Raw genomic sequence first — 24,753 nt, 5'->3', positions numbered from 1 at the left:
GGCAATCACACGCCGGATGGGATAGCGTGCCATCACCGTATCCAGCGTTGCCCGCAGGGTCGCGGCGTTTTACGGATGGAAATTCGAGGGAAGTCTGGTAGCATTCTGTCACGGCGGAAGTCTCTTTGAATCAATGGTCGCACACTGATTTTTAAGGAGTTTCCGCCGTTTTTCTACCTACCTTCGTGCAAAATCCGGGCTGATATGGCCCACTCTGTCAAGTGAACCGCACCAACCCCTCGCGGTGCTCCGCGTTGCCAAGCGATGAAGCGGGAGATAATCACACCGTATCAGGAACGCGACGCGCGGAGCGTATTACGACGATGGATCACGCTGATATTCGCGGATTGGTTACCGCATTGCATTGCTGCGTCGCGGGGCTGCCTCGTTCTAGTGTCGGGGATCATCACGGTCAATGACCGCGATGCCCACATAGCCCGGCCGAGGATCCCCCTCACCGTGTCCGCGCATCGCGTTCCCGATACCGTGTGTTAGTGCACTTCAAGTGATCATGGCCTACCTCCTGGCGGCTAACTTCCGCGTCAGGCCTCAGGAGCTACACCCTGACCGATATCCCAGACGAAGCCAAGCAACTCACGGGCAATCGCCACACAGACCTTGTTGTGCTGCACGCCGCGGGCACTGAGGCGGCGATAGCGGTGGCACAAACGTAGCTGGGCACGCCAGGCGATATCCCGGACCGCCGCCGACTGGCCCTCCTGTCGCACTTGCAGGGCGCGGCTGATCCGGGCCGGGAAACGGTAATTCCACGCCGCCTCGACCAGTACCCGCCGGGCATGGCCGTTGCCCGTCTTGGTGATCGCTCCGAGGCGGCGTCGGCTGCCGCTGGAGTGCTCGCCAGGCACCAGCCCCACATACCCCATCAGATCGCGCGGTCGGGCGAAACGCCGCAGATCACCCAGTTCCGCCAGCAGCGTTGCGGCGGCCACGAAGTCGATCCCGCGCAAGGTCATCAGGGCCTCGACCACCGGCCGCATGCGCCACGCCTCGACCTGCTGCGCCAGGGCCTGGGTCAGCCGTTCCACCCGCGCCTGGCATTCCCCCACCGCTTGCCGGCACTCGGCGAAGGCGATGTTCTGGGCCGGATGGTCGAAGGCGATCGTCGCCAGGTAGCGTTCGTGAGCCGCGGTCCAAGATGTCTTGCCGGTATAGCGCCGGTCGTATCGCAGCAGCAGGGCCTTGAGCTGCTGGCGGGCCTTCAAGCGCGCTCGTACGGCGTCCTCCCGAGCGCGGGACAGGTCCCTGATGGCCTCATCGCGCGCATCGGGAACCACCACTGGGACCAGGGCGCCCGCGCGGGCAAGGCTGGCCAGCTGCAGGGCATCGCGGCGGTCGGTTTTCACCCGATCCCCCGGTGGGCGGGGGATCTTGGCCGGCGCGATTACCTCGCAGTGATAGCCCAGGTCGCGGAGTTCCCGGGCCAGGGTGTAACCGCAAGGTCCGGCCTCGTAAACGACGGCCAGTGACGTCGGCTCACCAAGCTGCGCGAGGGCCTGGGTCAACTGGGGGCGCTTGGCGCCCACCGTACCGATAAAGCGCGGCTTGGCCCGTCCGGACGGGGCAAAGCTGATGGCTGTGGAAGTGGCGTGCACATCCAGTCCGACAAAACCCGTGATAGACTTGTCCATGGTCTGCCTCCTGTACTGAGCTGTAGCAATCGCCCTCAGGCGTTCTACATGTGGATAGGCGCACTCAGGTGCGCAACCCACGATACCGTGGGAGGCAGACCTCTTCAGCAAATCGGTTGCGGGAAGCCCGCCTACCCTCAGGGCGGGCCATTATGTCTAGGCGGATCGAACAGCGGCTGAAATTCAGAACCGTACCGAGAGGCTGAAGGCCCCGAAATCGCCGGCCTCCTCCTGGGTCTCGAACTCCCGCGTGCGCAGCACGTGGATATAGCTCAGGCGCACCTTGCGCCAGGTCATGGCGATACCGAACTGGAGGTCGCCAACCAACGCCTCCTTGTCCACGCTGCGGCTGTCGCGGAAGGTGTTGCCGTCAAGGAAGATGTTGCGCGCGACCGACCGTCCCTCGACGCCGGCGAACAGATACCAGCCGAAGCGGTCCTGGGGCACGAAGAAGCCCGAGCCTGGCAGGTTCGGCTGGATACGCGGCGGTCCGTAGTCCAGCGGCAGGCGCTGGCCGAAGCGCAGCATCAGCCCGGCATTAGCGTAGGTGAAGACGTTGCCGAGGGCGACGCCAGCATGCGGCGTTACGTCAAAACCGAAGCCGGAGACCGAATCCGAGACGAAGCCGCGCCAGCTGCGCTGGTAGGTCAGGACCACACCGGGCTCGTTCTTAAGCTGGGTATCCCAGCCGCGCGGCTCCTGAGAAGCTGTAATTTTGTGGACAATCTTCTGGGTCTGTTCGGCGAGCGAGGCCGGTCCGACGACCCCGAGCGTGAGCTCCAGCTGGTCGAGCCGCCGGCCGGTCTCGGCGATCAGCCCGATCGAGCCGTACAGCCAGCCGGCATAGGGGCGGTCGTCGCGCAGCGGGTTCCTCAGCGCGATGTCGTCCGGCGTATACATGTTCTGTCCGACGGCATAGCTCGTCCGCACGGTACCGCCCTCCGGGAACAAGGGGAACCAGCGGGCCGCGTCCAGCGCCCAGTCGGGCGTCCTGTCCGGGGAGGACAGCCACGAGGGGCGTACGCCGTTGGTGTAGTTGCCGTCCGTGTCGTAGAAGAGGTCGTTCTCGAAAACTAGACTCAGGGTGCCGGTTTCCGTCTCGTCGGCCGCGAGGGCCGGCAGCGATCCTATGGAACCTGTCACAGTCACCACCAAGGTGGTCAACCATTTTCCCTTGAATAACGGACTTGTCCCGATTTTCTTTCTCATCTGCAAGCTCAAGCCATGCTGCTGATGGTGCGCCGGAAGCGCGCCAGTGCCAGACCGAACAAGGCGGCTCCGATCGCGGCGATGGCGATGAACTGCGGCCAGACCGCCGTGATGCCCGCGCCGCGGTAGAGGATCGCCTGGGCCAGCATCACGAAATGGGTGTTGGGCGCCGCGAGCATGATGTACTGGACGGCCTCCGGCATGCTCTCGCGCGGCGTCGAGCCCCCGGAGAGCATCTGCAGCGGCAGCAGCACCAGCATGAGCAGCAGGGCGAACTGCGGCATGGAGCGGGCGACGGTGCCGAGGAAGATGCCCATCGAGGTGGTCGCGAACAAATGCAGTGCCGTGCCGGCCAGGAACAGCGTGAGCGAGCCTTGGATCGGCACCGACAGCCAGCCCTGCACGACGGCGGTGAGCGCGAAAGTGGTGGCGGCAAGGACGACCAGTCCCATCGCCCACACCTTGCTCGTCATGATCTCGAAAGGCGTGACCGGCATGACCAGCAGATGCTCGACCGTGCCGTGCTCGCGCTCGCGGATCAACGCGGCGCCGGTGAGAACGATGGAGAGCATGGTCACGTTGTTGATGACCTGCATGATGGCGCCGAACCACGATTTGTTGAGCTGGGGATTGAAGCGCGCTCTGAGCGCCAGATCGACCGGCAACTCCGGAACCTCGCGGTAGCGCTGTGCGAAGGCGCGCACCTCATCGGTGACGATGGTCTGGACATAGCCGCTGCCGGTAAAGGCTTGGCTCATGCGCGTCGCATCGACATTGAGCTGGACCGTTGGCCGCCGCCCCGCCAGCAGGTCGCGCTGGAAGTTGGGCGGGATGACGAGGGCAAAGGTGTCGAGGCCGGCATCCATGCGGGCGTCCATCTCGGCCTGGTCGATCACCTCGGGGAGAACGAAGTACGGCGGGTAAAAGGCGCTGACGATGCGCCATGACAGCGGCGAGCGATCCTCGTTCACCACCGCGACCGGCGCCTTGTTGAGGGTCTCCGGCATGGCCGTGGCCGCCGTGTAGACCGAAACGGTGAAGGCATAGACGATCAGCACCAGCATGATCGGGTCGCGAACAAGGCTGCGCAACTCCTTGACACAGAGATGGAAAAGATTGGCAAGGCGCATGGGCTACCGCTCCTGCTTCTTGAGCAGCGCGGCAGACAGCCCGATCAGAACCGGCACGGCCAGCGCCAGCGGAAGAAAGGCAGCCTGCAGGTCGGAGAAGTTGAGAGCCTTCGAGAAGGTGCCGCGCGCGATGGTCAGGAAATGCGTCGTCGGATAGACCTCGCCGATCAGCCGACCCATCCCTTCGAGGGACGAGACCGGGTCGATCATGCCCGAGAAGTTCGCCGCGGGCAGGATGGTGAGCACCGCCGTGCCGAAGATCGCCGCGATCTGGCTGCGCATGAAGGTGGAGATCAGCAGCCCCACGGCTGTGGCGGCACCGACATAGAGCAGCGCACCCGCCCCCAGCGTCAGGAAGCTGCCCTTCAGCGGCACGCCGAAGACGGTCACCGCGAGCAGCGTGAGCAGCAGGAAGCTCAGGAAAGACAGGACCACGTAAGGGAACTGCTTGCCGAGCAGGAACTCGAGCCGCGTGGTGGGCGTGACGTAGAAGTTGGTGATCGAGCCGAGTTCTTTCTCGCGCACCACGCTGAGCGCCGCGAGCATGGCCGGGATCAGCATGAGCAGCAGCGGGATCACCGCCGGTACCATCGCCACCAGGCTCTTGACGTCCGGGTTGTAGCGGAACCGGGTCTCGATATTGACCAGCCCCGTCAATGCCTCGCCGTAGCCGGCCTCGCGCGCCTTCGTCGCCAACCAGTGGGCGTGAATTCCCTGCACATAGCCGCGGACGGTCTCGCCCCGTGTCGGCATGGCGCCGTCGATCCAGGCGCCGATCTCGACCCGCCGGCCCCGGGCGATGTCGCGCGCGAAGCCCGGCGGGATCTCGATCGCCAGACTGATGTCACCTTCGCGCATTCGCCGGTCAAGATCGGCATAACCGGTGATCGGCGGCCGCTCGACGAAGTACCGTGAGCCGCTGAGGTTGAGCGTATAGTCGCGGCTGACGGTGGTCTGATCGCGATCCAGCACCGAGAAGGTGAGATCCTCGACATCGAGGCTGATCCCATAGCCCATCACGAACATGAGGATGACGCTGCCGAGCAGCGCCAGCGTCAGCCGGATGGGATCGCGGCGCAGCTCCAACCCTTCGCGCCGGGCGTGGCTGATCACGCGCCGGGGATCGAACATGCGCCGCCAGCCCTGGGGTTCGCCATGGCCTGCCGACGCGTTAACCGTATCGAGCGACGCTGTTTGCCCCGCGTCGGCTTCGTTTTCCCCCGACGCCTCGTCCAGATGCGCTACGAATGCATCTTCCAGGGTCTCCGCGCCCCTCTGCCGCACGATATTCGCCGGAGTGTCGGTGACCAGCACCCGGCCCGCATGCATCAGCGAGATGCGGTCGCAGCGCTCGGCCTCGTTCATGAAGTGAGTGGAGATAAAGATGGTCACCCCGTCACGGCGCGACAGCTCGACCAGCCTGCGCCAGAAGGCGTCGCGCGCCACCGGGTCGACACCCGAGGTGGGCTCGTCGAGGATCAGCATCTCGGGTTTGTGGATCATGGCGACCGCCAGCGACAGGCGCTGCCGGTGACCGAGGGGCAGCCGGCCCGGCAGGCTGTCGATCACAGCCGCCAGGTCGAAGCGTTCAACCATGTCGTCCACGCGCCCTGAAACCTCGGCAGCGGGCACGTGGAACAGCCGGGCATGCAGCTCCAGGTTCTGCCGCACCGTCAGCTCGGTGTAGAGCGAGAAGAACTGCGACATGTAGCCGACGCGGCGCCGGGTCGCGAGGTCGTGCGGATCCACCTCGTGTCCGAACAGCCAGCCCCGGCCTTCGCTCGGCGGCAGGAGGCCGGTCAGCATCTTCATGGTCGTGGTCTTCCCGCAGCCGTTTGAGCCAAGAAAACCGAAGATCTCACCCCGTGGGACACGCAGGTTGACATGATCGACCGCGGTGAAGTCGCCGAACCGCATGGTCAGATCCCGGGCTTCGATCGCGGTATCGCCATCGTCTTCCGGCCGCGGCGGAATCTCGACCGCCCGATAATCTCGGCGCTTGTCTTCCGGCAGCAGCCGGATGAAGGCTGCCTCCAGCCAATGCGCCCCCGTGCTCTGCAGCAGGCCTTGGGGCGTGTCGCTGGCCAGCACCCGCCCACCGTCCATCGCCGCCAGCCAGTCGAAGCGTGCCGCCTCCTCCATATAGGCCGTGGCCACCAGCACGCTCATGCCGGACCGGGAACGACGAATGCCGGCGATGAGCTCCCAGAACTGGCGCCGTGAGAGGGGGTCGACACCGGTGGTCGGCTCGTCGAGGATGAGCAGGTCAGGATCGTGGATCAGCGCGCAGCAGAGGCCGAGCTTCTGCTTCATCCCCCCGGATAGCTTGCCCACCGCCCGATCGAGAAACGGCTTGAGCCCTGTGGCCCGTGTCAGCGCCTCGATGCGGCGCGCCCGTTCGGCGCCGTCATGCCCGAACAGGCGGCCGAAGAAGTCGAGGTTCTCGAACACCGAGAGCGTCGGATAGAGGTTCCGCCCCAGGCCCTGCGGCATGTAGGCGATACGCGGGCCGACTCCGTAGCGATGGCGCGCATCGGCCATATCGCCGCCGAGCACCTCGACCCGTCCCGTCTGAACCGCGCGGGCGCCCGCGATCAGCGCCAGCAGGCTCGACTTACCGACCCCGTCCGGGCCGATCAGCCCGGCCATGCAGCCCGCCGGGATGACGATGGTAATCTCGTCGAGCGCACGCATCTTGCCGTAGCGCAAGGACACGTCCCGCAGGCGGGCAACCGGCAGGGCGGCGCCCCCGCCATCCTCGATCTGTGCATGCACATCCCGGCTCATTGCGGCAGCCTGGTCTGCAGTTCAGGCGGCCAATCCACCCGCGGGTCGAGCCGCACATAGGCCACGCCCGGCAGACCGGTCTTGACCTGGTGGAGGTGCTTCCTGAGGAGGTCCGGGTCGATCCGCACCTTGATGCGGAACATCAGCTTCTGCCGCTCCTCGGCCGTCTCCACGGTCTTGGGAGTGAACTGGGCGACGTCGGCAACGAAGGAGACCTTGGCGGGGATCACGTATTGTGGGAGGGCATCCAGCACCAGATGCGCCTCGGCGCCCAGCGCCACCCCGCCCGCCTGCTCGGTGGGCAGGAAGAACGTCATATAGACATCGGTGAGATCGACCATGTTCAGCACCACACCGCCCGGAGAGAGCACTTCGCCGGGCTGGGCGACGCGGTACTGCACACGACCATCGCGCGGTGCTTTCAGCACGCTGTCGTCGATATCGGCCTGGATGCGCTGGAGGGTAGCCTGGGCGGCTTCGACCGCTGCCTGGACTGCGACGACGTTCGATCGGGCCTGGCCAATGGCGGCCTGCGCGGCCGCGGCCTGCGCCTGCGCGGCGGCGACCGCGGCCCTCGCCGCCTCAGTCGCGGCGCGGTCGTCGTCGAGCTGCGCTTCGGAGACGGCGTTTTTCGTGACGAGCTCCCGGGTGCGGGCGAGCCGCTTCTGCGTCGCGTCGAGCTCCGCCTCTCTCTGGGCGATGAGCGCCCGGGCGGCCTCGGCCTCGGCTTCGCGCTGCGTGACCAGGCTTGTCGCCGTCTCGACCGCGATCCGGGCGCGCTGGAGCTCCGCCTCGGCTTCCCGGTGCCGCGCCTCCAGGGTAGCCGTATCCATCCGCACCAGCTCCTGCCCGGCCCGGACGAAGTAGCCTTCGTCGACCAGTATCTCCTTAACCCGGCCAGCGGTCCTGGCCGCGATATCGATCTCAACCGCCTCAATACGGCCGTTGCTGGCGGCGAACACATCGGGCAAACCTTGTGGTTGAGAAAACCACCAAGCCCAAGCACCGAGGCCGATAACAATCGCAGCGGCTGCGCCCCAAACAAGTCTTGTACTTACAAACTGTTTCATCGCCAGTTTTTTAGTAGTCTGCATCATCAGAATTCCTGCTGATCTTTCGGAGTGTCGGCAGAATTCGGCATCGATCCCGTAAAAACCTGCGCGTCTAGCGGTCCCTGCCAGCCGCCTCCCAGGGCCCGGTAGAGGTTCACGGAGGATTGCAAGCGGTCGCGTCGGGTCTCCACCAGGGCGAGCTCAGTGGTGAACAGGCCGCGCTCGGCATCGAGCACCTCCAGGTAGCTGGAGACCCCGCCTTCATAGCGCTGCCGGGCCAGTTCGGTGGTCCGTCGCAGCGCCGCCATCTGGTTGGTCTGCGCCTGCAGGCGCTGCTCCGAGCGGTGCAGCCCCGCCAGGGCGTCTAGCACTTCCCGAAAGGCCGTCTGCACCGTCGCCCGATAGGTGATCAGCGCCTGGCGCTGGCGTGCCTCCGCCTGGCCCACCAGGGACTCGGCGCGCCCGAAGTCCAGAAGCGGCCCGAGCAGTGATCCTCCGAGCTGCCAGGTGGATGCCGATCCCCCGAACAGGTTGCCGCCCGACTCGCTTTGTTGGCCAAGGAGTCCGGCAAACGAAACCGTGGGCAGAAACGCGGCCCGGGCGACACCGATTTCGGCGTTGGTCGCCGCCAGTTCCTGTTCCGCCGCGGCGATGTCGGGACGGCGAACCATCAGATCGGCGGGCCGGCCCGCCGGGACACTGCCAGGGGCATCGATCGCTTCGATCGGGCGTGCCACGGTGATCGGCCGCTCGGCGATCTCTTGCGGACTGCGCCCCAGAAGTACAGCAAGCGCATTGTGCTGGAGCGTGCGTTGCCGGCGAAGCGCCGGCAGCTCGGCCTCGGCTGCTGCCAGCTGTGATTCGGCCTGCTGCAGGATCAGTTCGTCAACACCACCCGCCTCGAACCGGACTCGTTGCAACGCCACTGTATCCTGGCGCGAGGCGATGGTGCGCTGGGTGATCTCAATCTGACGGTCGAGGGCACGCAGGTTGAAGTAGCCGTTGGCCACCTCGCCGATGACCGCCAGCCGCACCGCCTCGCGGTTGGCCTCGCTGGCCAGAAGCCGTGCCTGTGCCGCCGCGCTGGCGTTCGCGAGTCGCCCCCACAGGTCCAGCTCGTAGGAGAGCACGCCGCTCACCTGGAGATCGGTGAAGGTCTCCCCGCCACGGCCGGTAGACGTCACGGTCTCCTCGCTCAGGGACTGGCGGGCAGCATTACCCTCGATCTCCAGCAACGGATACCGCTCCGCCCGCCGGCCGGTAAGCAACGCCCGTGCCTCGGCCACGCGGGCAGCGGCCTGTTGCAGATCCGTGTTGGCGCTCAGCGCTTCTTCAACAAGGTCAACGAGTGCCGGATCGTCGAAGCGACGCCACCAGTCGGTTGGGATTTTCTTCCCTTCCACCAGGGTCGTCGAGGACCAGTCCTGCGGCACTGCCGCCGGTTCGGATTTCGGGAACTCGGGCGCGAGCGAGCAGCCGCCCAGCGAGAGCGCGAGCATGGTCATCAACAACAATCCCCTATTCACGATGTGCCCCCTTCTCCGACTGTTGGGACGCTGTGGTACCGATGCGCTGGCTGAAGAAATCGGTGACACGGCGAACCGCGACGTAAAAGAGCGGAATGAAGAAGGTCGCCAGTATCGTTGCAGATATCATCCCGCCGAGAACCGCCGTGCCAATGGCGATCCGTGTGGTGGCACCGGCCCCGGTGGCAAAAGCGAGCGGCACCACACCCATGCTGAACGCCACCGACGTCATCAAAATGGGCCGCAAGCGGACGCGCGCAGCCTCCTTGGTCGCCTCGATCAGCTCCATCCCCTGATCTTCCAGCGTCCGGGCGAACTCCACCAGGAGGATGGCATTGCGTGCCGTCACGCCGACGGTGGTCAGGATGCCGACCTGGAAGAACACATCATTGGGCATGCCACGGACCATGGCGGCGAGCACCGCCCCAAGGACGCCCAACGGAACCGCCAACATGACGGAAATCGGTATCGTCCAGCTTTCATAGAGGGCCGCCAGCGCCAGAAACACCACCAAAACCGACAGTCCATAGAGCAGCGGTGCTTGAACTCCCGCCTGCCGCTCCTGGTAGGACATACCACTCCAGGCCATGTCAACACCCTCAGGCAGTTGGTCGACCAGCCGTTCCATCTCGGCCATTGCCTCGCCCGTGCTGTAGCCCGGCGCCGGCTCGCCCAAGATCTGGCGCGATGGAAGTCCGTTGAAACGCTCGAGCCGCGGCGAGCCATACTCCCAGCGGCCGCTGATCAGCTCGCTCAAGGGGGTCATGCCGCCGTCGGTGTTTCGCAGGTACCATTCGTCGAAGTCCTCTGGCAGCATCCGGAAAGGAGCATCACCCTGAACATAAACCCGCTTGACCCGCCCCTCATGCAGGAAGTCGTTGATGTAACGGGAGCCCCAGGTCACCGACAGGAGCTGGTTTATCTGCGCCAGCGACACGCCCAGGGTCTGTGCCTTCTCGCGATCGATGTCGAGCTTGTAGCGCGGATTATCGGTCAAGCCGTTCGGGCGCACGTTCGTGAGAATGGGGCTTTGCGCCGCGCGCTGCAGCAACTGTCCCTCAGCCTGCATCAGGGCTTCGTGGCCGATGGCTCCGCGATCCTGCAAGTGTAAATCGAAGCCCAGCGCCTGCCCCAAAGCGGGGATCGGAGGCAGGTTGAACGTGAACGCGCGCGCGTCACGCACCCGATCGTAGAGCTCCTGATTCGCCCGCTGAATGATGGCTCCGGCACTTTGAGTCTCGGGGTCACGTTCACTCCAGGGTTTGAATTTGATGAACGCTCGCCCGGCGTTCTGTGCGCTGCCGGCAAAACTGGAACCGGCGATTATAAAGATGCCCTCCACCGCATCCTGCTCCAGAAAGTATTTCTCGATCGACTCCATCGCATCGATGGTCCGTTGTTGAGTGGCGCCGGGAGGCAATTGATACTGGAGCCAGACGAAACCCTGGTCCTCGGGCGGCAGGAAGCCGCTCGGTAATCGCATGAAGAGGACAGCGACCACGCCGACGATGCCCAGAAAAATGAAACTATAGCGCCAGACATAACGAACGGTATGCTCGACCAGCCAGACATAGCGCCGGGTCAAACGCTGCAACCCGGTTTCGAACCACCCGAATAGCCGCTGCATCAGGGTCCGTTCGTGGGAGGGCTTCAGCACGCGCCCGCACAGCACGGGGCTCAGAATCAGCGCGACGAGGACTGAAAGCACCATCGCTCCGGCAATACTCAGGGAAAACTGGCGGTAGATCGCCCCCGTGGAGCCGGGGAAGAAAGCCATAGGTATGAAGACAGCCGACAAGACGACGCCGATCCCGACGAGCGCGCCGGCGATCTGCCCCATGGATTTGCGGGTCGCTTCCATCGGACCGAGGCCATCTTCATGCATCACCCGCTCCACGTTCTCCACCACAACGATGGCATCGTCCACCAACAGACCGATCGCCAGGACCAGGCCGAAGAGGGTGAGCATGTTGATGGAAAAGCCGAATGCCGCCATGATGGCGAACGCGCCGAGCAGCACCACCGGTATGGCAATGGCGGGGACCAGGGTAGCGCGCCAGCTCTGCAGGAACAGCAGCATGACGAGGACCACCAGGGCAATCGCCTCGATGATGGTGTCGATCACCGCCTCCATGGACGCTTCTACAAACGGCGCGGTCTGATACGGATAGAGCACCTCCACCCCTTTCGGGAAGTAAGGCGCAAGCTCCTCAATACGGGATTTAACGGCGTCGGTCACTTCCAGCGCATTGGCGCCCGGCGCCAGAGTGATTCCAAATCCGGCAGCCGGCTCGCCCTGGTAAAACGCGTCGGTGTGAACCGTGCCGCCGCCCAGTTCGACACGGGCCACGTCTTCCAGGCGTACTCGTGAGCCATCCGGGTTGCTCTTGAGCAGGATAGTGCGGAACTCCTCCGGGGAGCTCATCAGGGTTTGGGCGGTCACGGTGGCATTGAGCTGCTGGCCTTCCACGGCCGGCAGGCCACCAAGCTGGCCGGCGGTGACCTGGGCGTTCTGCGCCTCGATGGCGGCGATCACTTCGGCGACGGTCAGCCCGTACTTGGTCAGGTCGGAGGGATCGAGCCAGATTCGCATCGCGTATTCCGATCCCAATACCTGCGCCCTTCCCACACCGGTCACCCGGCCTATGGGCTCGACCAGCTCGGAGCTGATGAAATCGTCCAGATCCTGCTTGCTGAGGCGTCCATCGGTGGAGGCGAGGGCCATCACCATCAGGAAGCCGCTGCTCGCTTTCTCGACGCTGATCCCCTGCTGACGCACCAGATCAGGAAGCCGCGGCTCGGCCAGCTTGAGCTTGTTCTGCACCTGCATCTGGGCAATGTTCGGATCAGTGCCTGCCGCGAAGGTCAGCGTGACGGCGGCATGCCCGGAGGAGTCCGCGGTCGAGTTCATATAGAGCAGATTATCGATCCCGGTCATCGCCTGCTCGATAACCTGCACCACGGTGTTCGACACCGTGTCGGCCGAGGCCCCCGGATAATCGGCCTGAATCTCGACGGCCGGCGGCGCGACGGTGGGATAGCGCTGGATAGGCAACACGAGAATCGCCATCACGCCGGCGACCATGGTCACGATCGCCAGCACCCAGGCGAAAACGGGCCGCGAAAGAAAGAAATTGATCACTGGGCATCGCCTCCTTCATCTACGGGGCTCGTCTTCGCGCCATCCATGCCGGTGTCGTGCGGGCGCGGCGATGGCGTCAGCGGAATATCCGCCGTCACGGGCTTGACGGCGGCACCCGGTTTCACTTTCTGGAGGCCCGACACGATCAGACGGTCACCAGGCTCGAGGCCCTTCTCCACGAGCCAGAATCCGCCGATCGCACGCGCCGCCTCAAGCTGGCGCTGTACGACTTGGTCCTCGTCGTTGACGACCAGTGCCGTCGCCCCTCCCTGCGAGTCACGGGTGACCCCCTGTTGCGGCGCCAGGATCGCATTTTCCTGCACCGCCTCCCGCAGGCGGACGCGCACGTACATGCCCGGCAGGAGCTCGCCGTCCGGATTGGGAACCACGGCTCTCAGCACAACGGCGCTGGTTCCCCGATCGACGGTCACGTCAGCGACATCAAGGCGCCCACGATGCGGATAGATCCTGTCGCCCTCACGCAACAGCTCAACTTCCCTCTGGTCAGGATTCTCCGCGGAAGTTTCGGCCGCTGCCAAAGACCTACGGATGCCGCTCAGCTTTTCCACCGGCATCTGGATATCGACATAGATCGGGTCGAGCTGGACGATGCGCGTCAGGGGCTGCGCTTGGCTTGCCGTCACCAGCGCGCCGACCGTGTACAGCGTCGGTCCCGTACTTCCACCGATGGGAGCTTTGACTTCGGTATAGTCCAACTCGATACGTGCGGTCTCTGCGGCGGCCCTGGCGCTGGCGACATTGGCCTGCGCAAACTCAAGGGCGGACAGCGCCTGATCGCGCTCTCGCTCACTGACCGCATTCTTCTCGAACATCCTTGAAGTACGGGTCCATTCCCGTTGCGCTTGGCGCAACTCGGCACGCGCGCGCTCCAAGTCTGCCTCAGTCCTTTGGTACGCAGCCAGATAGCGGTTCCGGTCAATCCTGTACAGGACCTCACCCTCTTTTACCTGAGCGCCCTGCCGGAAAAGGCGTTCCTGCAAAATCCCGGAAACCTGCGGCCTCACCTCGGCGACTCGGAAGGCAGTGATCCGCCCCGGCATCTCCATGGGCAAGACCACGCGTTGCGGCTGCAATTCAACCACCCCGACCTCCGGTGGTGGCGCGGTTTCCGCCCGCTTCGGTCTGTCATCACAGCCAGCCAGCAGCAAAACCATCGCCATCGAAAGAGGCAGAATGCTATAACGAAACATACACGCCATTGGTGTCTCCTTGAGTCGCTGGTTGCCGGACATGCACACACGCCAAAAGGGTCTCGCGGCTGCCGGGGGGCATGGTCATCATCCACAGCTCACCGGTAAAGCGGACTTGCGTGCAGGCGAACATTAACATACATTACTGGATGTATGTTAATAATTTTCCAAGTGTGGCACCCTTGGATGCAGTGAATATGGAAGTGTGAACTCATGAGACGAACGAGAGCAGCAGCCGAGCAGACACGTGAACGCATCCTCGATGCGGCAGAGCATGTCTTTTTCGAGGAGGGCGTCGCCCGCAGCACATTGGAGCAAATCGCGCGCGCCGGGGCCGTGACGCGAGGCGCGATCTACTGGCATTTCGAGAACAAGGCTGACCTGTTCAATGCCGTTGTGGAACGTGTACGAATGCCGTTGGAAAGCGCCCTGCACCGGGTTCTCGATACCGCGGACACCCTCGATGACTTGGAGGACCTATGCACCGCGGCGCTGCTTCAACTTCACCACAACGCACGACTGCGCCGCGTCTACACGATCCTGTACCTGAAATGCGAGCATACGGAAGATATGACCGAGATAGTTGCCCGCGAGCAGTCGATTAAAGACGAGAACATAAAATCACTGACGCACTTCTTCGCCAGACTCCAGGATCGCGACCAGATCACTTACACCGGCAAACCGCACATACTCGCGACTTCTTTATATGCTTACGTGATTGGGCTTCATGTCGACTACCTGGGCTCGCCGCACCGTTATCGTATGCCGAACGATGCATCAGCACTGGTTGGATGTTATTTCGAGCCACTAAAAATAGGCCGGATCAAAACACAGTAACGACGAGTTCACCGACCCGCAGGTGGCCACGGACGGTCTGCCCGAGGCTGCAGCCAGGCTTGCCGGGGGTGAGGTCACATCCCGCACCCTGAATTTCCTACTCGCGGGTGTTGGTTGCCACTCAAACTGACCCGGGGTCAGTTTTGAGTGGCAACCAACACTATGAGCGTAAATTCCACGCCAAGGCCGGCGAAGTCACCCTGAAGGTGCCGAAGCTGCGCAAGCAGACCTTCGAGACGGCCATTATCGAACGCTACAAGCGTCGCGAGACCTCGATTGAAGAGGCGCTGATGGAGATGTACCTGGCCGGCGTCTCGGTCCGTCGGGTTGAGGACATCACCGAAGCCCTGTGGGGCACCCGGGTCAGCTCCGGCACCGTCAGCAAGCTGAACAAGAAGGTCTACAAGCACATTGAGGCCTGGCGTAATCGACCGATCCAGGGTGAGTACCCCTACGTTTACCTGGACGGCATCGTGCTGAAGCGGAGTTGGGCTGGAGAGGTGAGGAATGTCTCAGTCCTGGTAGGCGTTGGTGTTGATCAGGAGGGGTATCGGCATATTCTCAGTGTCCAGGAATTGACGCCGACTGCCGGCGGCCGTTGTGGATTGGCCAGGAACGGAAGGTGAAGACCCTGCTGCGGTTCTTCCGCTGGCTGGGCAAGGACCGTAGCAGCGAGCTGCGTTACTAACGTTATCGAAAGTAATGTCACTCGATAATGTATCGACATTCGGGTTGTCGAAAAAATGAGCTCACGATTTCGGGTAATTTCTGCAGCCTTCGCAGTGCGCTAATGGCCAGCCGCTTCATGTGCTCTTTGCTCTCAACGACTCGTTTCGAGACATCACGCTTTACATGGGCCCATGCCAGCTCATCAGGGTTCAGGTGCGGCGCATATGGAGGTAAGAAGAACAGCTTCAGCATGCCCTTCTGGGACTCAATGTACTGCTTCGCCTTGCGAGACTTGTGAATCGGATGGCCATCAACAGGGTGTTGAATGCCGCCCAAAATTGACCCACCGGAGGTCAGTTTTGAGTGGCAACCAACAATTGAATCTATCTAGCTGTTTCATAGACCAATATTCAATCACTTCACCCAGTTTTCCAGACGTATGCCGGGCACGTTTTCAAACTGTTTTGTGTTGTTCGTAACAACAATCAGACCCTGAGAACGAGCATGACCAGCAATCAATTCATCGTATGGCCCAATCGGGCGCCCCACTTTCCGGAGTTCGGCCCGAAGCTGACCCGTATGGGCCGCCGCGTCGTTATCATAAGGCAGAACCTCCAGGCGGGCGGCAAACCCCTCAATGTCACGCAAGTTGCGATCAACAGCCGCAGAGGCCTCCGCTCCGTAAATCAGTTCCATCAGCGTGACCGCTGAAATACACATCTGACCATCATGTGCCTTGAATGCCTCCCGGACCTCTTGTGGCCGGTTTTTGATGGTATATATGGCGATGTTGGTATCGAGCATGTACTTCAGCATCAAAAGGCCTCACGCTCTTGGTGGTCTGGCTGCTCGCGACTTGCCATGAAGTCGTCAGAAACACCTTCACCGTCAAACCAGGTGTCCCATGATTCACCAGCAGGCGTGATGATTCTGGCCCGGCCCTGGACAACGATGTCCACCTGTTTAACCGTGTCCGGGTACGCTACTGGCTTCGGAAGCCGTAGTGCCTGGCTTTTATTGCTTTTGAAAATGCTTGCTCGTTCCACTGGCTGCACCTCTCACCGTATATACCATGGGTATATCCCAATCTAGTACCGACACAGGGATATGTCAACAGTATATCCCTGGCGATCACAGGATTCTGACGGCTTTAACTCGGAACTTTGCAGGCATTAAAAGCACTCCGTGCTGGATCACCGCTCGCCGATATACACCGGGTTACTGTTCATGAACAGCAGCACCTTCAGCGCGTCGACGCCAACGGTAACCGCGTGAGATGTGCCGCAGGCAGGCATGGGGCTCCAGTTCGCCCCCCCCCTTGCCACACACTCTAAATCCCATAGGCTTGCCAAGCCGCCGCCGGGCCACTATCGTTGGTCACCCGCTGCAAGAATGTCGGCGGCGGCCGCGACGCATGGTCTGGCCGGCGGCTAAAGGTCAAGATCAGGCATCTCGTTTTGTGCCCACGAACATTACACTTTGCTGGCCGCGCCCTCGCATCAGGATTTTGATCGACGTAAAGCGTAATCTTTTGTCACCAAAAAAAACCCAGAGATTACGCGGCCTTCAGCGATTTAACACCAATTGAGACCGACTGAGCCCAGAAAATATCGCCTGGATTACGACCATATTTTTTGGACTCCGGAGGCAGAGGTCTCAGGTTCGAATCCTGACGGGCGGGCCAATAAAACCTGGGTGCATTCTGGTCACATAGGTTGCACTTTATTCCGAGCACATGGGTAACACTTTTGGAGCGAATGGGTTCTGCCCCACCGGCTCCACCCTAGACTCGGTATGGTCATACAAAGCCTAGACAGTAGCCCTTAAAGCTCGGACCCAGGATTCCAGGCAAGAACTCTCGTCCGAAATCCGCCTTGCTACCGTAAATTGACCGGCAAGCTGGCCTGTGTCGACATCTACTCACCAGGCCTATGACTGACAATCCACTTAGTTGCTACTAACGTGATTTCGTATTGAATCCAACTGCGATGACAGGCAGGAAAACCGATGGCTCCCCCCTGGCAACAGACGGACATCGTGATGCCCTTCGAGGAAAACCATTGTTTCCCCCGCACCCAGAACCTCATCGCCTTCCTCGCACAAAACCAATCCTGAGAAGCTGTCCTTCTGAAAATCCGGGTACGCGGCGACGGCATCCGCGTCAATCGTGGCATCAAAGCCGCTGTAATTGACCGTGTGCCCGATATACTTGCGCAGGGTCTGTGCGGGCTGGATTGCGGGGTTCAGGGCAACAAAGGGGATGCCCAGCGCAGCCCCGACATGACTGGCCAGCCATCCGCCCATTGACGTGCCGATAACCAGTTCGGGGTGCTCGCGGCGCGCGAAGTCGATTGCGGCAGACAGGACGGCGTCAGGCCCCTGCCCGTAATCCAGGTCCGGGCCAAAGACCTCTCCCAACCGGGACAGGATCTGCATCTTGTCGCTTTGTGGGTCGAAACGGCTGCCATAGCCATGCAAATACATGATCCTGATGGGCTTGTCTGTGTCTCCGCTAGTCATTCTCTGCCTCCTCTGCCTGCCTGACCTATCAATCAATGCTAAACCGCTCTTTCCACCCACACCATCCGCTCACTGGAAAGCTCGGCATTGCCATCCCAGCGATAAGCACACAGCTTCCCGCCCTTGTCGGCTGCCACACTGTAATCTAGGCAAGCGACCTTATCCGACATCGGCTCCGGCTCGCCCCGCATCCAATAATGGCCGACAAACACTGGCTTCTCATCGTGATAGCCCGGGATCACGTCATCCGGGACCGGTTCGTGGGGAATGCGCTCAATCACCTCGGTAGGTGCAATGGCCAGCTCACGGAAGCTCAGCCGCCGCTTTTCCCACCAGCGTGTGCGGATATTGGTTCGCACATGGCCGTCCTTATCCTTGAAAGAAACCCCATCCGGCAGGGGGATCTCCAGGCCCTTCAGGATGACCTCGGCGGACTCGAAAGGTCCCGTGTCCTTGGCCGTCAGATCCGGCCAGGCCTCGGGCTTGATCACATTGGCCCGCCCCAGAAAAGGACGCAGGCCGGCCAGGTGTTCCTCGTGCCAGCAGGCATGCACCACGCGAAAGTCCTCCAGGTCCAGCCACAGCGGCAGGGTGCGGAACCAGTCCGCTATTTCTCGATGCTGGGTACTGCCCTCTCCGACCTGACGCAGGAACTCGCTGTGCTGCTTACGGTTCTTCTCGGTTCGAGGGCGCAAGTACTCTCCCTCATTACGCGGATCAGGCGTGGCATAGGCCACGGCGTTGAACTCGTGATTCCCCATCACCGCCAGGGCGCTACCGCTTTCCACCATCTGGCGGGCGATCTCGACCACTTCCACTTGCTCCGGCCCCCGGTCGACGAAGTCCCCAAGGAAGATGACCTTCCGCTCCGGGTGGGACCAGCCTTCAGCTCTCTCGCTGTAGCCGAGCTTGGCCAGCAACTGCTTCAGCTGCGCGGCGTAGCCGTGGATATCGCCGATGATGTCGTACATGTGCGCTTCCTTCTTCCGTGAATCCGTATTGCCGTAACAAAACAGGACAGGTTAGCAAAACACGACACTCAGAGTCAGCCAGCAGAGGCCATTTCTGACTTCTTGGCTGAACACACCTGCCTGAAAAGGCGACAGGTCGCGCGCGGCCGCCTTGGCCACCCGCTGCGACGGCATGGTACGCTTTGGACCTCAAGGCATGCAGTTGCCTCAGACGCCCCGGTCTCTGACCGCGGGCACGGTGATGTCATCGGACGAAGCAGTGCTTCCCGGTCCGATGGCGGTTAATACCTACGTTCTGAGGAATTGAGCATGTCAAACTTCCCCCTGCCCCCGGGCAACCCCCAACCCCTGCCGGCCAATCTTGCCGAGCTGCTGGCAACCCACGACTATGGACTGATCACGGCCAACCTGATGGGGCCGGCCCGGCACCTGCTGCCACGCGCCCGACTGCAGCGCAGCTGGTCACTGCAGGAGCGCCTGCGGAATGCACGCTTCCCCATGATCCGCCTGCCCTGCACCCTGGTCTGGCCTGCTGAACAGGGCCGTCACGAGCGTCCAGCGCAACTCACCGACGCTCTCTACATTCCACTGGACCTGGACAAGCGTGGAACCCTGCATCGCAACCTGGTTCGGCTGGCCCGGGAGTTCCAGCAGGAGAGAATCTGGGCTGGCAAACCCGACACCTTCTTGCGCCAGGTTGAAGTACAGGACGAAATTCCGCTCGGCAGCCAATGTCTGGCAAAACCCGAATTTCGCGCCGATGGACACCTGCAATTCCGCGACAAGCACCTGCAGTGCGACGATCTGCCGGAATGGTTGATCCAGCCGGACAACTGGATCGCCCGCCTCGCCTGTCGAACCATTGCGCAAAAGGACTGGAGAGAGCTGAATATTTCCCGGGAGGACTACCGATGAGCGCTGGATTTGCCTGCTTTCGTTTTGATCCGCGTCATCGCCAGGCCAGTATTGTTCATCCTCTGTCAGCTGAGACCCTGGCTATCCTGCCCAGGCAGGACGAGCGTCCTACGAGCGGGGGCCTGATGCTGCACCCCGCCTCGCCCTTTTCACCCGAGCTGGCCAGTTACGTCGCGTGGCTGGCCCGATACCACCTTCTGCTCCGGTTCGAGCCGCTCGAGATCGATCGCTGTGTTGAAGAGAGTGTGGAAAGCGAGGGGGCCGAGGATGACAGCGATGCCGACTCAGGTTTCAGCGTGCAGCTGGATATCCTCGCCTTTCAGATTGACTTGCGACAGAAAGATCTCTGGCTGGATGCCGGACGGGCCGGTTTCGTTCTGCTCGACGGCATGCTGTATTCAAGCTTCTACCTGGATGTGGAAGAACTGCGCTTCTGAAGGCCATAATGCCTGTCCAGACCCAGCGTCATTGCGCCCGAAAGCCAAAACGATAAGGACCATAGCCCATGCCAGACCAGCCCCTGAGTAGCGCCGATTCGGCTAAATCGGCAACCGAGGCCCCATTGCTCCGAGATGCTGCCGAGATTCAGGACTGGTCCGATGAATCCGATGTCCTGGTCGTAGGCTTCGGCATGGCGGGCGCCTGCGCGGCCATCGAGGCGTTGGAAGCCGGCGCCTCGGTCACTGTCGTGGAGCGCACATCCGGCTGCACCGGCAGCACCTCTGCCGCCTCCGGCCACTTTTACCTGGGCGGCGGTACCCCGGTACAAACGGCCTGTGGATTCGAGGACAGCCCAGAGGCCATGGCAGCCTACCTGGAAGCGACCTCCCCCACTCCCAACAAGAAGAAAATCACCCTTTATGCCGAGGGCAGTGTCGCGCATTTCAACTGGCTCGAAGCGCAGGGCATTCCCTTTGAGCGCAGCTACTACCCGACCAAGAACGTCGTGCAACCGGGCCGCGAATGCCTGATCTGGACCGGCAATGAGCAGGTCTGGCCCTATCGCGACCTCGCCACACCTGCACCCCGCGGGCACAAGGTCGCCTTCGATGGCGAGGAAGGTGGTGGCGCCCTTGCCCTGAAGATGCTTTCCGAACGGGCGGAAGCGCTGGGCGCCCGGGTGATTGCGAATGCAGCGGTAGGCAGCCTGTTGCATCAGGATGGACAGATCGTTGGCGTGCAGGCGCGGCGCTTCGGCGAGACGCTCAATTTACGCGCGCGCAATGCCGTCATTCTCGCCGCTGGCGGTTTCGGCCAGAACCCCGAGATGGTCAGGCAACATGTGCCCATCCTTGAACACGCCTATGTCCAGGGCAGCCCGCATGATGACGGCGTGGGTATTCGACTCGGGCAGGCCGCAGGCGGGGCGACCGAGCATATGCAGGAAGCCTTCATCACCTCACCCTTCTACCCGCCCGAAGACTTGCTCAAGGGTATCCTGGTCAACCGCCTCGGGCAGCGCTTCGTCGCCGAAGATTCCTACCACAGTCGCAGCAGCATTCACTGCACGCGACAGCCAGGCGGCACGGTGTACCTCATCGTGGACGCGGCCATTTTCGCCTACCCCCAATTTGCCTCGCTGACCCAGCAAGCGCTGGTGGACGGCTTCGAGACCATCGAGGCCATGGAGTCGGGCCTGCAACTGCCACCGGGCAGCCTGCAAACCACCCTGGCTGACTACAACCGCCACGCTGCCCGTGCCGAGGACCCGGAATTCCACAAGCACCCCAAGTGGCTGAAGCCCCTGGATGAGGCGCCCTGGGCTGCCTTTGATTTGTCCTTTGGCCGCGCGGTTTATACCGGCTTTACCCTTGGCGGCTTGCGGGTCAATGAAAACGGTCAGGTGTTGAATGCAGATGGTAACGCTATTCCCGCGCTCTACGCCGCGGGCGCCTGTGCCTCCAACCTGGCTCAGGACAGCAATGGCTATGCCTCCGGCACCTGCCTGGGCGAGGCCTCCTTCTTCGGCCGTCGTGCTGGCAGACATTCGGCAAGTCGCACTCACGCGAGCCCTTGAGCGTAAACTGCCCCTACCCTTTTTGGATACCACCATGCTTCGACACCAAACCCGGCTGTTTATCGTTCTCTGCCTCGTCGCCATGCTCTCCGCCTGCGCGACCCCCTTGCGTGACTTCGACGAGCCTGAAGTCGAACTGACCGGCTTTCGGGCGCTGCCCTCCAGTGGCATGGAGGCACGCTTTCTACTGCAGCTGCGTATCCTAAATCCCAACGCCGTGCCCTTGAAGATCAACGGCATTCACTACGAAGTGCTGTTGCGCGAGCAACGGGCTCTCTCGGGGGTCAGCGCGGAGGCGGTGCGTATCCCCGCCTATGGGGAGGGCAAGCTGGAACTGGAGGCGGCGGCTGGTGTGCTGGGGTCGCTCGCGCTGGTGAGGGACCTGCTGGCTAACCCGCCAGAGCAGGGCTTGCCCTACACCCTGCGGGCCAAACTGTCGGTCGACGGTGCTCTGCGGGCACTGCGGCTTGAGCGGGCCGAGACATTGAAGATAACGCCATAAGCAGAAAAACATCCAAAGAGCAGCTTGGCACCATACTGACCCGGAGTCACGTCATCCGGTAAAAGACAAACGTCCACTTACGACGCGGACACAGTCCCATTATTATCAAGCGCTGTGGCCTCAGCGCTTTTCGCTGCCGAAACCCTCAACGCCTCCACCAGCACCGCATCGCGACTGTAGATATCGCGACGGAAGGCAATCTCGCCGGTATCCGTTGCAAAAGCCGTCAGGTACACCAGGTAGGTGGGCACCGGCCGCTTCAGATTGATCGTCAGGGTTTCCCGGGCTGACATGAGGGCTTCAATACGTTCTGCCTGGGGGTGAGCTTCCCGGGACAGCAGCCACCTGGCCAGCTCCAAAGGCTGCTCCAGACGAATACAACCGGAGGAGAAACTGCGCTCTTGTCGCGCGAACAGCTCGCGGCTCGGCGTGTCGTGCAGGTAGACCGCGTAGGGATTGGGCATCATGAACTTGATGTTGCCCAGGGCATTCTCGGGGCCCGGCTTCTGCCGCAACAGATAGTTGAAACTGCGCCGGGTCACGGGCGTCCAGTCGATCGCGTCGACCGGCACAAACACATCCTTCGCCGGGGGACGCACTTCAAAGCCCTTCTCCGCCTCTGCCACCGCATCGGCCTGCAGCAGGGGCAACTTGTCCCGGGTCGCGATACTGAAGGGCACATTCCAGTAGGGATTGAGCACCATGTATTTCAGTGTTTCGGCAAAGACCGGCGTGCGGCGGTAGGGCTTGCCCACGATGACATTCATCGACAGCGTCGGTTCGCCCTGTTCGAATGCGCGCAAGGTGTAGGCCGCGATGTTCACGCGCAAGTAGGTCTCAGGCATCTCCCGCGGCAACCAGCGCCAGCGTTCAAGATTGGCATCGATCCGGTCAATCCAGGAAACCCGGCTGGCATTCAGCACTTCGAGTGTGTTCGCTCCCACGGCGCCATCGGCGTCGAGGCCGGCGGCAAGCTGAAAGGCAATGACTTCCCGGCGCAGACCCGCATCGTATTCCGGCGTGTAGTCGCCGGGGCCGAGCAGCCGGCGTTTCAGCTGCAGCACGCGTTCACCACTGTCACCCGGTCGCAGGAGCGGACCCGGTGAGACCGACACGGACTCTGCCGCCTCCATGGACAGGATCTCCGCACGGCGCTTAAGCAAAAGCGCATAGTCCGCCGACGTGGGCCACAGCGATTGCAGTACCGGGTGCACGGAGTGCCCCTCCCGCGCCGCCACCTGAAGGAGCGCAGCCGCATCGAGTTCGGTGGGCGGCAGGCGCCAGTTTTCATCCAGATCGGGAGGCGCCACGACGCCCCGCGAACGGTGCAGTGCCTGGGTTAGAAAGGCATCAGTCAGCAGGAGCTCCAGAGCCAGCCTTCGCGGCAAGTCAGTTGGCTGTGCCGCCCACAGCTGCTCGATGTCGGCGCGGTGATAGCGGGCCGGCACAAACCCGTGGGAAGCCGACTCGTCGATAGCCGCCAGCAGTCCGGGGACGGCTTCCTCCAGGGGCGCCTCGGGCAACCATACGGGTGCATGATCGCGCGAGCGATAGACCTGTGACAGGACCTCCGGACGCTCGAGGCGGCGCCCGGACACCACTGGCTCGGCACCGGCGTCGAGGCCCTCCAGGTAGGCGCGAATCGCCTCGGCATCTGCCAGCTGAGCGCGGGCCACTGCGACACAACACAGCATGAAGCATGCCAGAAGCGCTCCCGACCGCAAAATCCTGGTATTTCCCTGCATGCGGCACCTCCCGCGGAAACCTGCCTGCTGGTCGCACTCGTGCACACCACTGGCTTTGGCCGACCTCCGGCCACACCATCGCGACCATCCCGTCACTATCATATGGGCCTCTTCAGGCCCCGCAACACAATATCGATCGTGGTCGCCCCCTTGTCGGGACCGAAGTCAAACAGGGGGTAGTCCGCGACCGCCTGACGGGTAAACAGGCTGTGCAGATTTTGCAGGCTGTGTGCCGTTTCCGGGATGCCGAGATCCTCACGCAACTCGCCCGCGTCGATACCCCTGCGCAGGGCCCGGCGCACCCATTTCTGTGCGTCGCGAATCGAGCGCCGCGTGGCCTCGCGATCGAGCAGCAGACTCGGCTGCACATCATCCGCATAGATAATCTTCAGCAACGGTCGGTGTATGGCTTCGGGCTCCACCCCCGTTTGCAGCCACTGCCGGATACCGGCCAGCGGGGAACAGGCGCTTTCCAGGGTATCCCTGACCTGGGCCACCAGTACCTCGATCAACTGGTGATTGAGCGCGATCAACAATTGCTCTTTCCCGGGATAGTACTCGTAGAGTGTCGAGCGCGAGACGCCCGCACTCCTGGCAACCGCTGCCAGGCGCGCGTCGCGATAGCCCTGGGCAACAAAGTTCAGTGCAGCGGCTTCCAGGATGCGCTGTCTTGTTGTGACGCGGTCGCGCCATGTGGCTTTAGCCATAGCGTATTGCACCTCGGTAGCGGGCTGCGCCCCCGCAGGAGCGGGGCCCTGACACGGAGACCGGACATATTTGACGAAATATGTCCGGAAGGGTAACGTGCCTGGCAGCTGAATTCCAATGACACCACCAGTCCGGTCGGGCGAAGCGCCCCACTGGCTGCACC

19 protein-coding genes and 2 pseudogenes are annotated in these 24,753 nt (G+C 62.5%); 6 read left to right on the top strand and 15 right to left on the bottom strand.

Annotation, left to right across the window (positions count from 1 at the left end; translation table 11 throughout):
• Positions 1-542: 542 nt before the first annotated feature.
• From ACYVGS_RS06655 to ACYVGS_RS06620, 8 genes are all read right to left on the bottom strand, one after another.
• On the bottom strand, positions 543-1,649 hold the full coding sequence (locus ACYVGS_RS06655; RefSeq protein ID WP_460587885.1) for an IS110 family RNA-guided transposase: 1,107 nt from the start codon (positions 1,647-1,649) through the stop codon (positions 543-545).
• A 183-nt stretch (positions 1,650-1,832) separates the two neighbouring features.
• Positions 1,833-2,813, bottom strand: coding sequence for a lipid A deacylase LpxR family protein (locus ACYVGS_RS06650; RefSeq protein WP_460587884.1), 981 nt, complete (start codon positions 2,811-2,813; stop codon positions 1,833-1,835).
• A 53-nt stretch (positions 2,814-2,866) separates the two neighbouring features.
• Positions 2,867-3,988, bottom strand: coding sequence for an ABC transporter permease (locus ACYVGS_RS06645; RefSeq protein WP_460587883.1), 1,122 nt, complete (start codon positions 3,986-3,988; stop codon positions 2,867-2,869).
• 3 nt (positions 3,989-3,991) lie between these two features.
• The gene (gene rbbA / locus ACYVGS_RS06640; RefSeq protein WP_460587882.1) at positions 3,992-6,775 is read right to left on the bottom strand and encodes an ABC transporter ATP-binding protein/permease; all 2,784 of its coding nucleotides are present in this window, start codon (positions 6,773-6,775) and stop codon (positions 3,992-3,994) included.
• Entirely contained in the window at positions 6,772-7,872 is a 1,101-nt protein-coding gene (locus tag ACYVGS_RS06635) for an HlyD family secretion protein (RefSeq protein ID WP_460587881.1), read from the bottom strand. Before ACYVGS_RS06635 ends, rbbA begins: the two co-directional genes overlap by 4 nt.
• On the bottom strand, positions 7,872-9,332 hold the full coding sequence (locus tag ACYVGS_RS06630; protein WP_460587880.1) for an outer membrane factor lipoprotein domain-containing protein: 1,461 nt from the start codon (positions 9,330-9,332) through the stop codon (positions 7,872-7,874). Before ACYVGS_RS06630 ends, ACYVGS_RS06635 begins: the two co-directional genes overlap by 1 nt.
• Positions 9,333-9,345: 13 nt before the next feature.
• Positions 9,346-12,495, bottom strand: coding sequence for an efflux RND transporter permease subunit (locus ACYVGS_RS06625; protein WP_460587879.1), 3,150 nt, complete (start codon positions 12,493-12,495; stop codon positions 9,346-9,348).
• Entirely contained in the window at positions 12,492-13,715 is a 1,224-nt protein-coding gene (locus ACYVGS_RS06620; protein ID WP_460587878.1) for an efflux RND transporter periplasmic adaptor subunit, read from the bottom strand. Before ACYVGS_RS06620 ends, ACYVGS_RS06625 begins: the two co-directional genes overlap by 4 nt.
• 204 nt (positions 13,716-13,919) lie before the next feature.
• Between ACYVGS_RS06620 and ACYVGS_RS06615 the strand changes: the two genes are divergently transcribed.
• Together ACYVGS_RS06615 and ACYVGS_RS06610 are read left to right on the top strand one after the other, a co-directional pair.
• Positions 13,920-14,543: a TetR family transcriptional regulator gene (locus ACYVGS_RS06615; RefSeq protein WP_460587877.1), complete on the top strand. Its 624-nt coding sequence runs from the start codon at positions 13,920-13,922 to the stop codon at positions 14,541-14,543.
• Positions 14,544-14,701: 158 nt separating this feature from the next.
• Positions 14,702-15,118: pseudogene (locus tag ACYVGS_RS06610) on the top strand (transposase); the annotation flags it as partial.
• Between the two features lie 130 nt (positions 15,119-15,248).
• Here the strand turns inward: ACYVGS_RS06610 and ACYVGS_RS06605 are convergent.
• The 5 genes and pseudogenes from ACYVGS_RS06605 to ACYVGS_RS06585 all read right to left on the bottom strand — a co-directional run.
• Positions 15,249-15,542, bottom strand: a pseudogene (locus ACYVGS_RS06605) (transposase); the annotation flags it as partial.
• Positions 15,543-15,626: 84 nt separating this feature from the next.
• Positions 15,627-16,028 carry a PIN domain-containing protein gene (gene vapC, locus ACYVGS_RS06600; protein WP_460587876.1) on the bottom strand — a complete coding sequence of 134 codons (402 nt, stop codon included), beginning with the start codon at positions 16,026-16,028 and terminating at the stop codon, positions 15,627-15,629.
• Entirely contained in the window at positions 16,028-16,258 is a 231-nt protein-coding gene (gene vapB, locus ACYVGS_RS06595; RefSeq protein WP_460587875.1) for an AbrB/MazE/SpoVT family DNA-binding domain-containing protein, read from the bottom strand. Before vapB ends, vapC begins: the two co-directional genes overlap by 1 nt.
• A gap of 901 nt (positions 16,259-17,159) precedes the next feature.
• Positions 17,160-17,732, bottom strand: a complete 573-nt coding sequence (locus ACYVGS_RS06590) for a YqiA/YcfP family alpha/beta fold hydrolase (RefSeq protein WP_460587874.1) — start codon at positions 17,730-17,732, stop codon at positions 17,160-17,162.
• Between the two features lie 38 nt (positions 17,733-17,770).
• The gene (locus ACYVGS_RS06585) at positions 17,771-18,703 is read right to left on the bottom strand and encodes a metallophosphoesterase family protein (protein WP_460587873.1); all 933 of its coding nucleotides are present in this window, start codon (positions 18,701-18,703) and stop codon (positions 17,771-17,773) included.
• Positions 18,704-19,012: 309 nt separating this feature from the next.
• On the opposite strand from ACYVGS_RS06585, the gene ACYVGS_RS06580 reads away from it, so the two are divergent.
• From ACYVGS_RS06580 to ACYVGS_RS06565, 4 genes are all read left to right on the top strand, one after another.
• Positions 19,013-19,618, top strand: coding sequence for a hypothetical protein (locus tag ACYVGS_RS06580; protein ID WP_460587872.1), 606 nt, complete (start codon positions 19,013-19,015; stop codon positions 19,616-19,618).
• Positions 19,615-20,055 carry a hypothetical protein gene (locus ACYVGS_RS06575; RefSeq protein WP_460587871.1) on the top strand — a complete coding sequence of 147 codons (441 nt, stop codon included), beginning with the start codon at positions 19,615-19,617 and terminating at the stop codon, positions 20,053-20,055. Before ACYVGS_RS06580 ends, ACYVGS_RS06575 begins: the two co-directional genes overlap by 4 nt.
• Before the next feature lie 68 nt (positions 20,056-20,123).
• Positions 20,124-21,635, top strand: a complete 1,512-nt coding sequence (locus tag ACYVGS_RS06570) for an FAD-dependent oxidoreductase (RefSeq protein ID WP_460587870.1) — start codon at positions 20,124-20,126, stop codon at positions 21,633-21,635.
• 34 nt (positions 21,636-21,669) lie between these two features.
• Positions 21,670-22,137 carry an LEA/WHy family protein gene (locus tag ACYVGS_RS06565; RefSeq protein ID WP_460587869.1) on the top strand — a complete coding sequence of 156 codons (468 nt, stop codon included), beginning with the start codon at positions 21,670-21,672 and terminating at the stop codon, positions 22,135-22,137.
• Between the two features lie 77 nt (positions 22,138-22,214).
• Here the strand turns inward: ACYVGS_RS06565 and ACYVGS_RS06560 are convergent, their stop codons facing one another.
• Positions 22,215-23,831 carry a L,D-transpeptidase family protein gene (locus ACYVGS_RS06560; RefSeq protein WP_460587868.1) on the bottom strand — a complete coding sequence of 539 codons (1,617 nt, stop codon included), beginning with the start codon at positions 23,829-23,831 and terminating at the stop codon, positions 22,215-22,217.
• A 149-nt stretch (positions 23,832-23,980) separates the two neighbouring features.
• A complete protein-coding gene (locus ACYVGS_RS06555) occupies positions 23,981-24,589 on the bottom strand; it encodes a TetR/AcrR family transcriptional regulator (protein ID WP_460587867.1) in 609 nt (202 codons plus the stop codon).
• Positions 24,590-24,753: the final 164 nt, after the last annotated feature.

The organism is Haliea atlantica, assembly GCF_054779855.1.
Note: the sequence above shows the minus strand (reverse complement) of the source record. Positions and strands in the feature narration are given on the sequence as shown.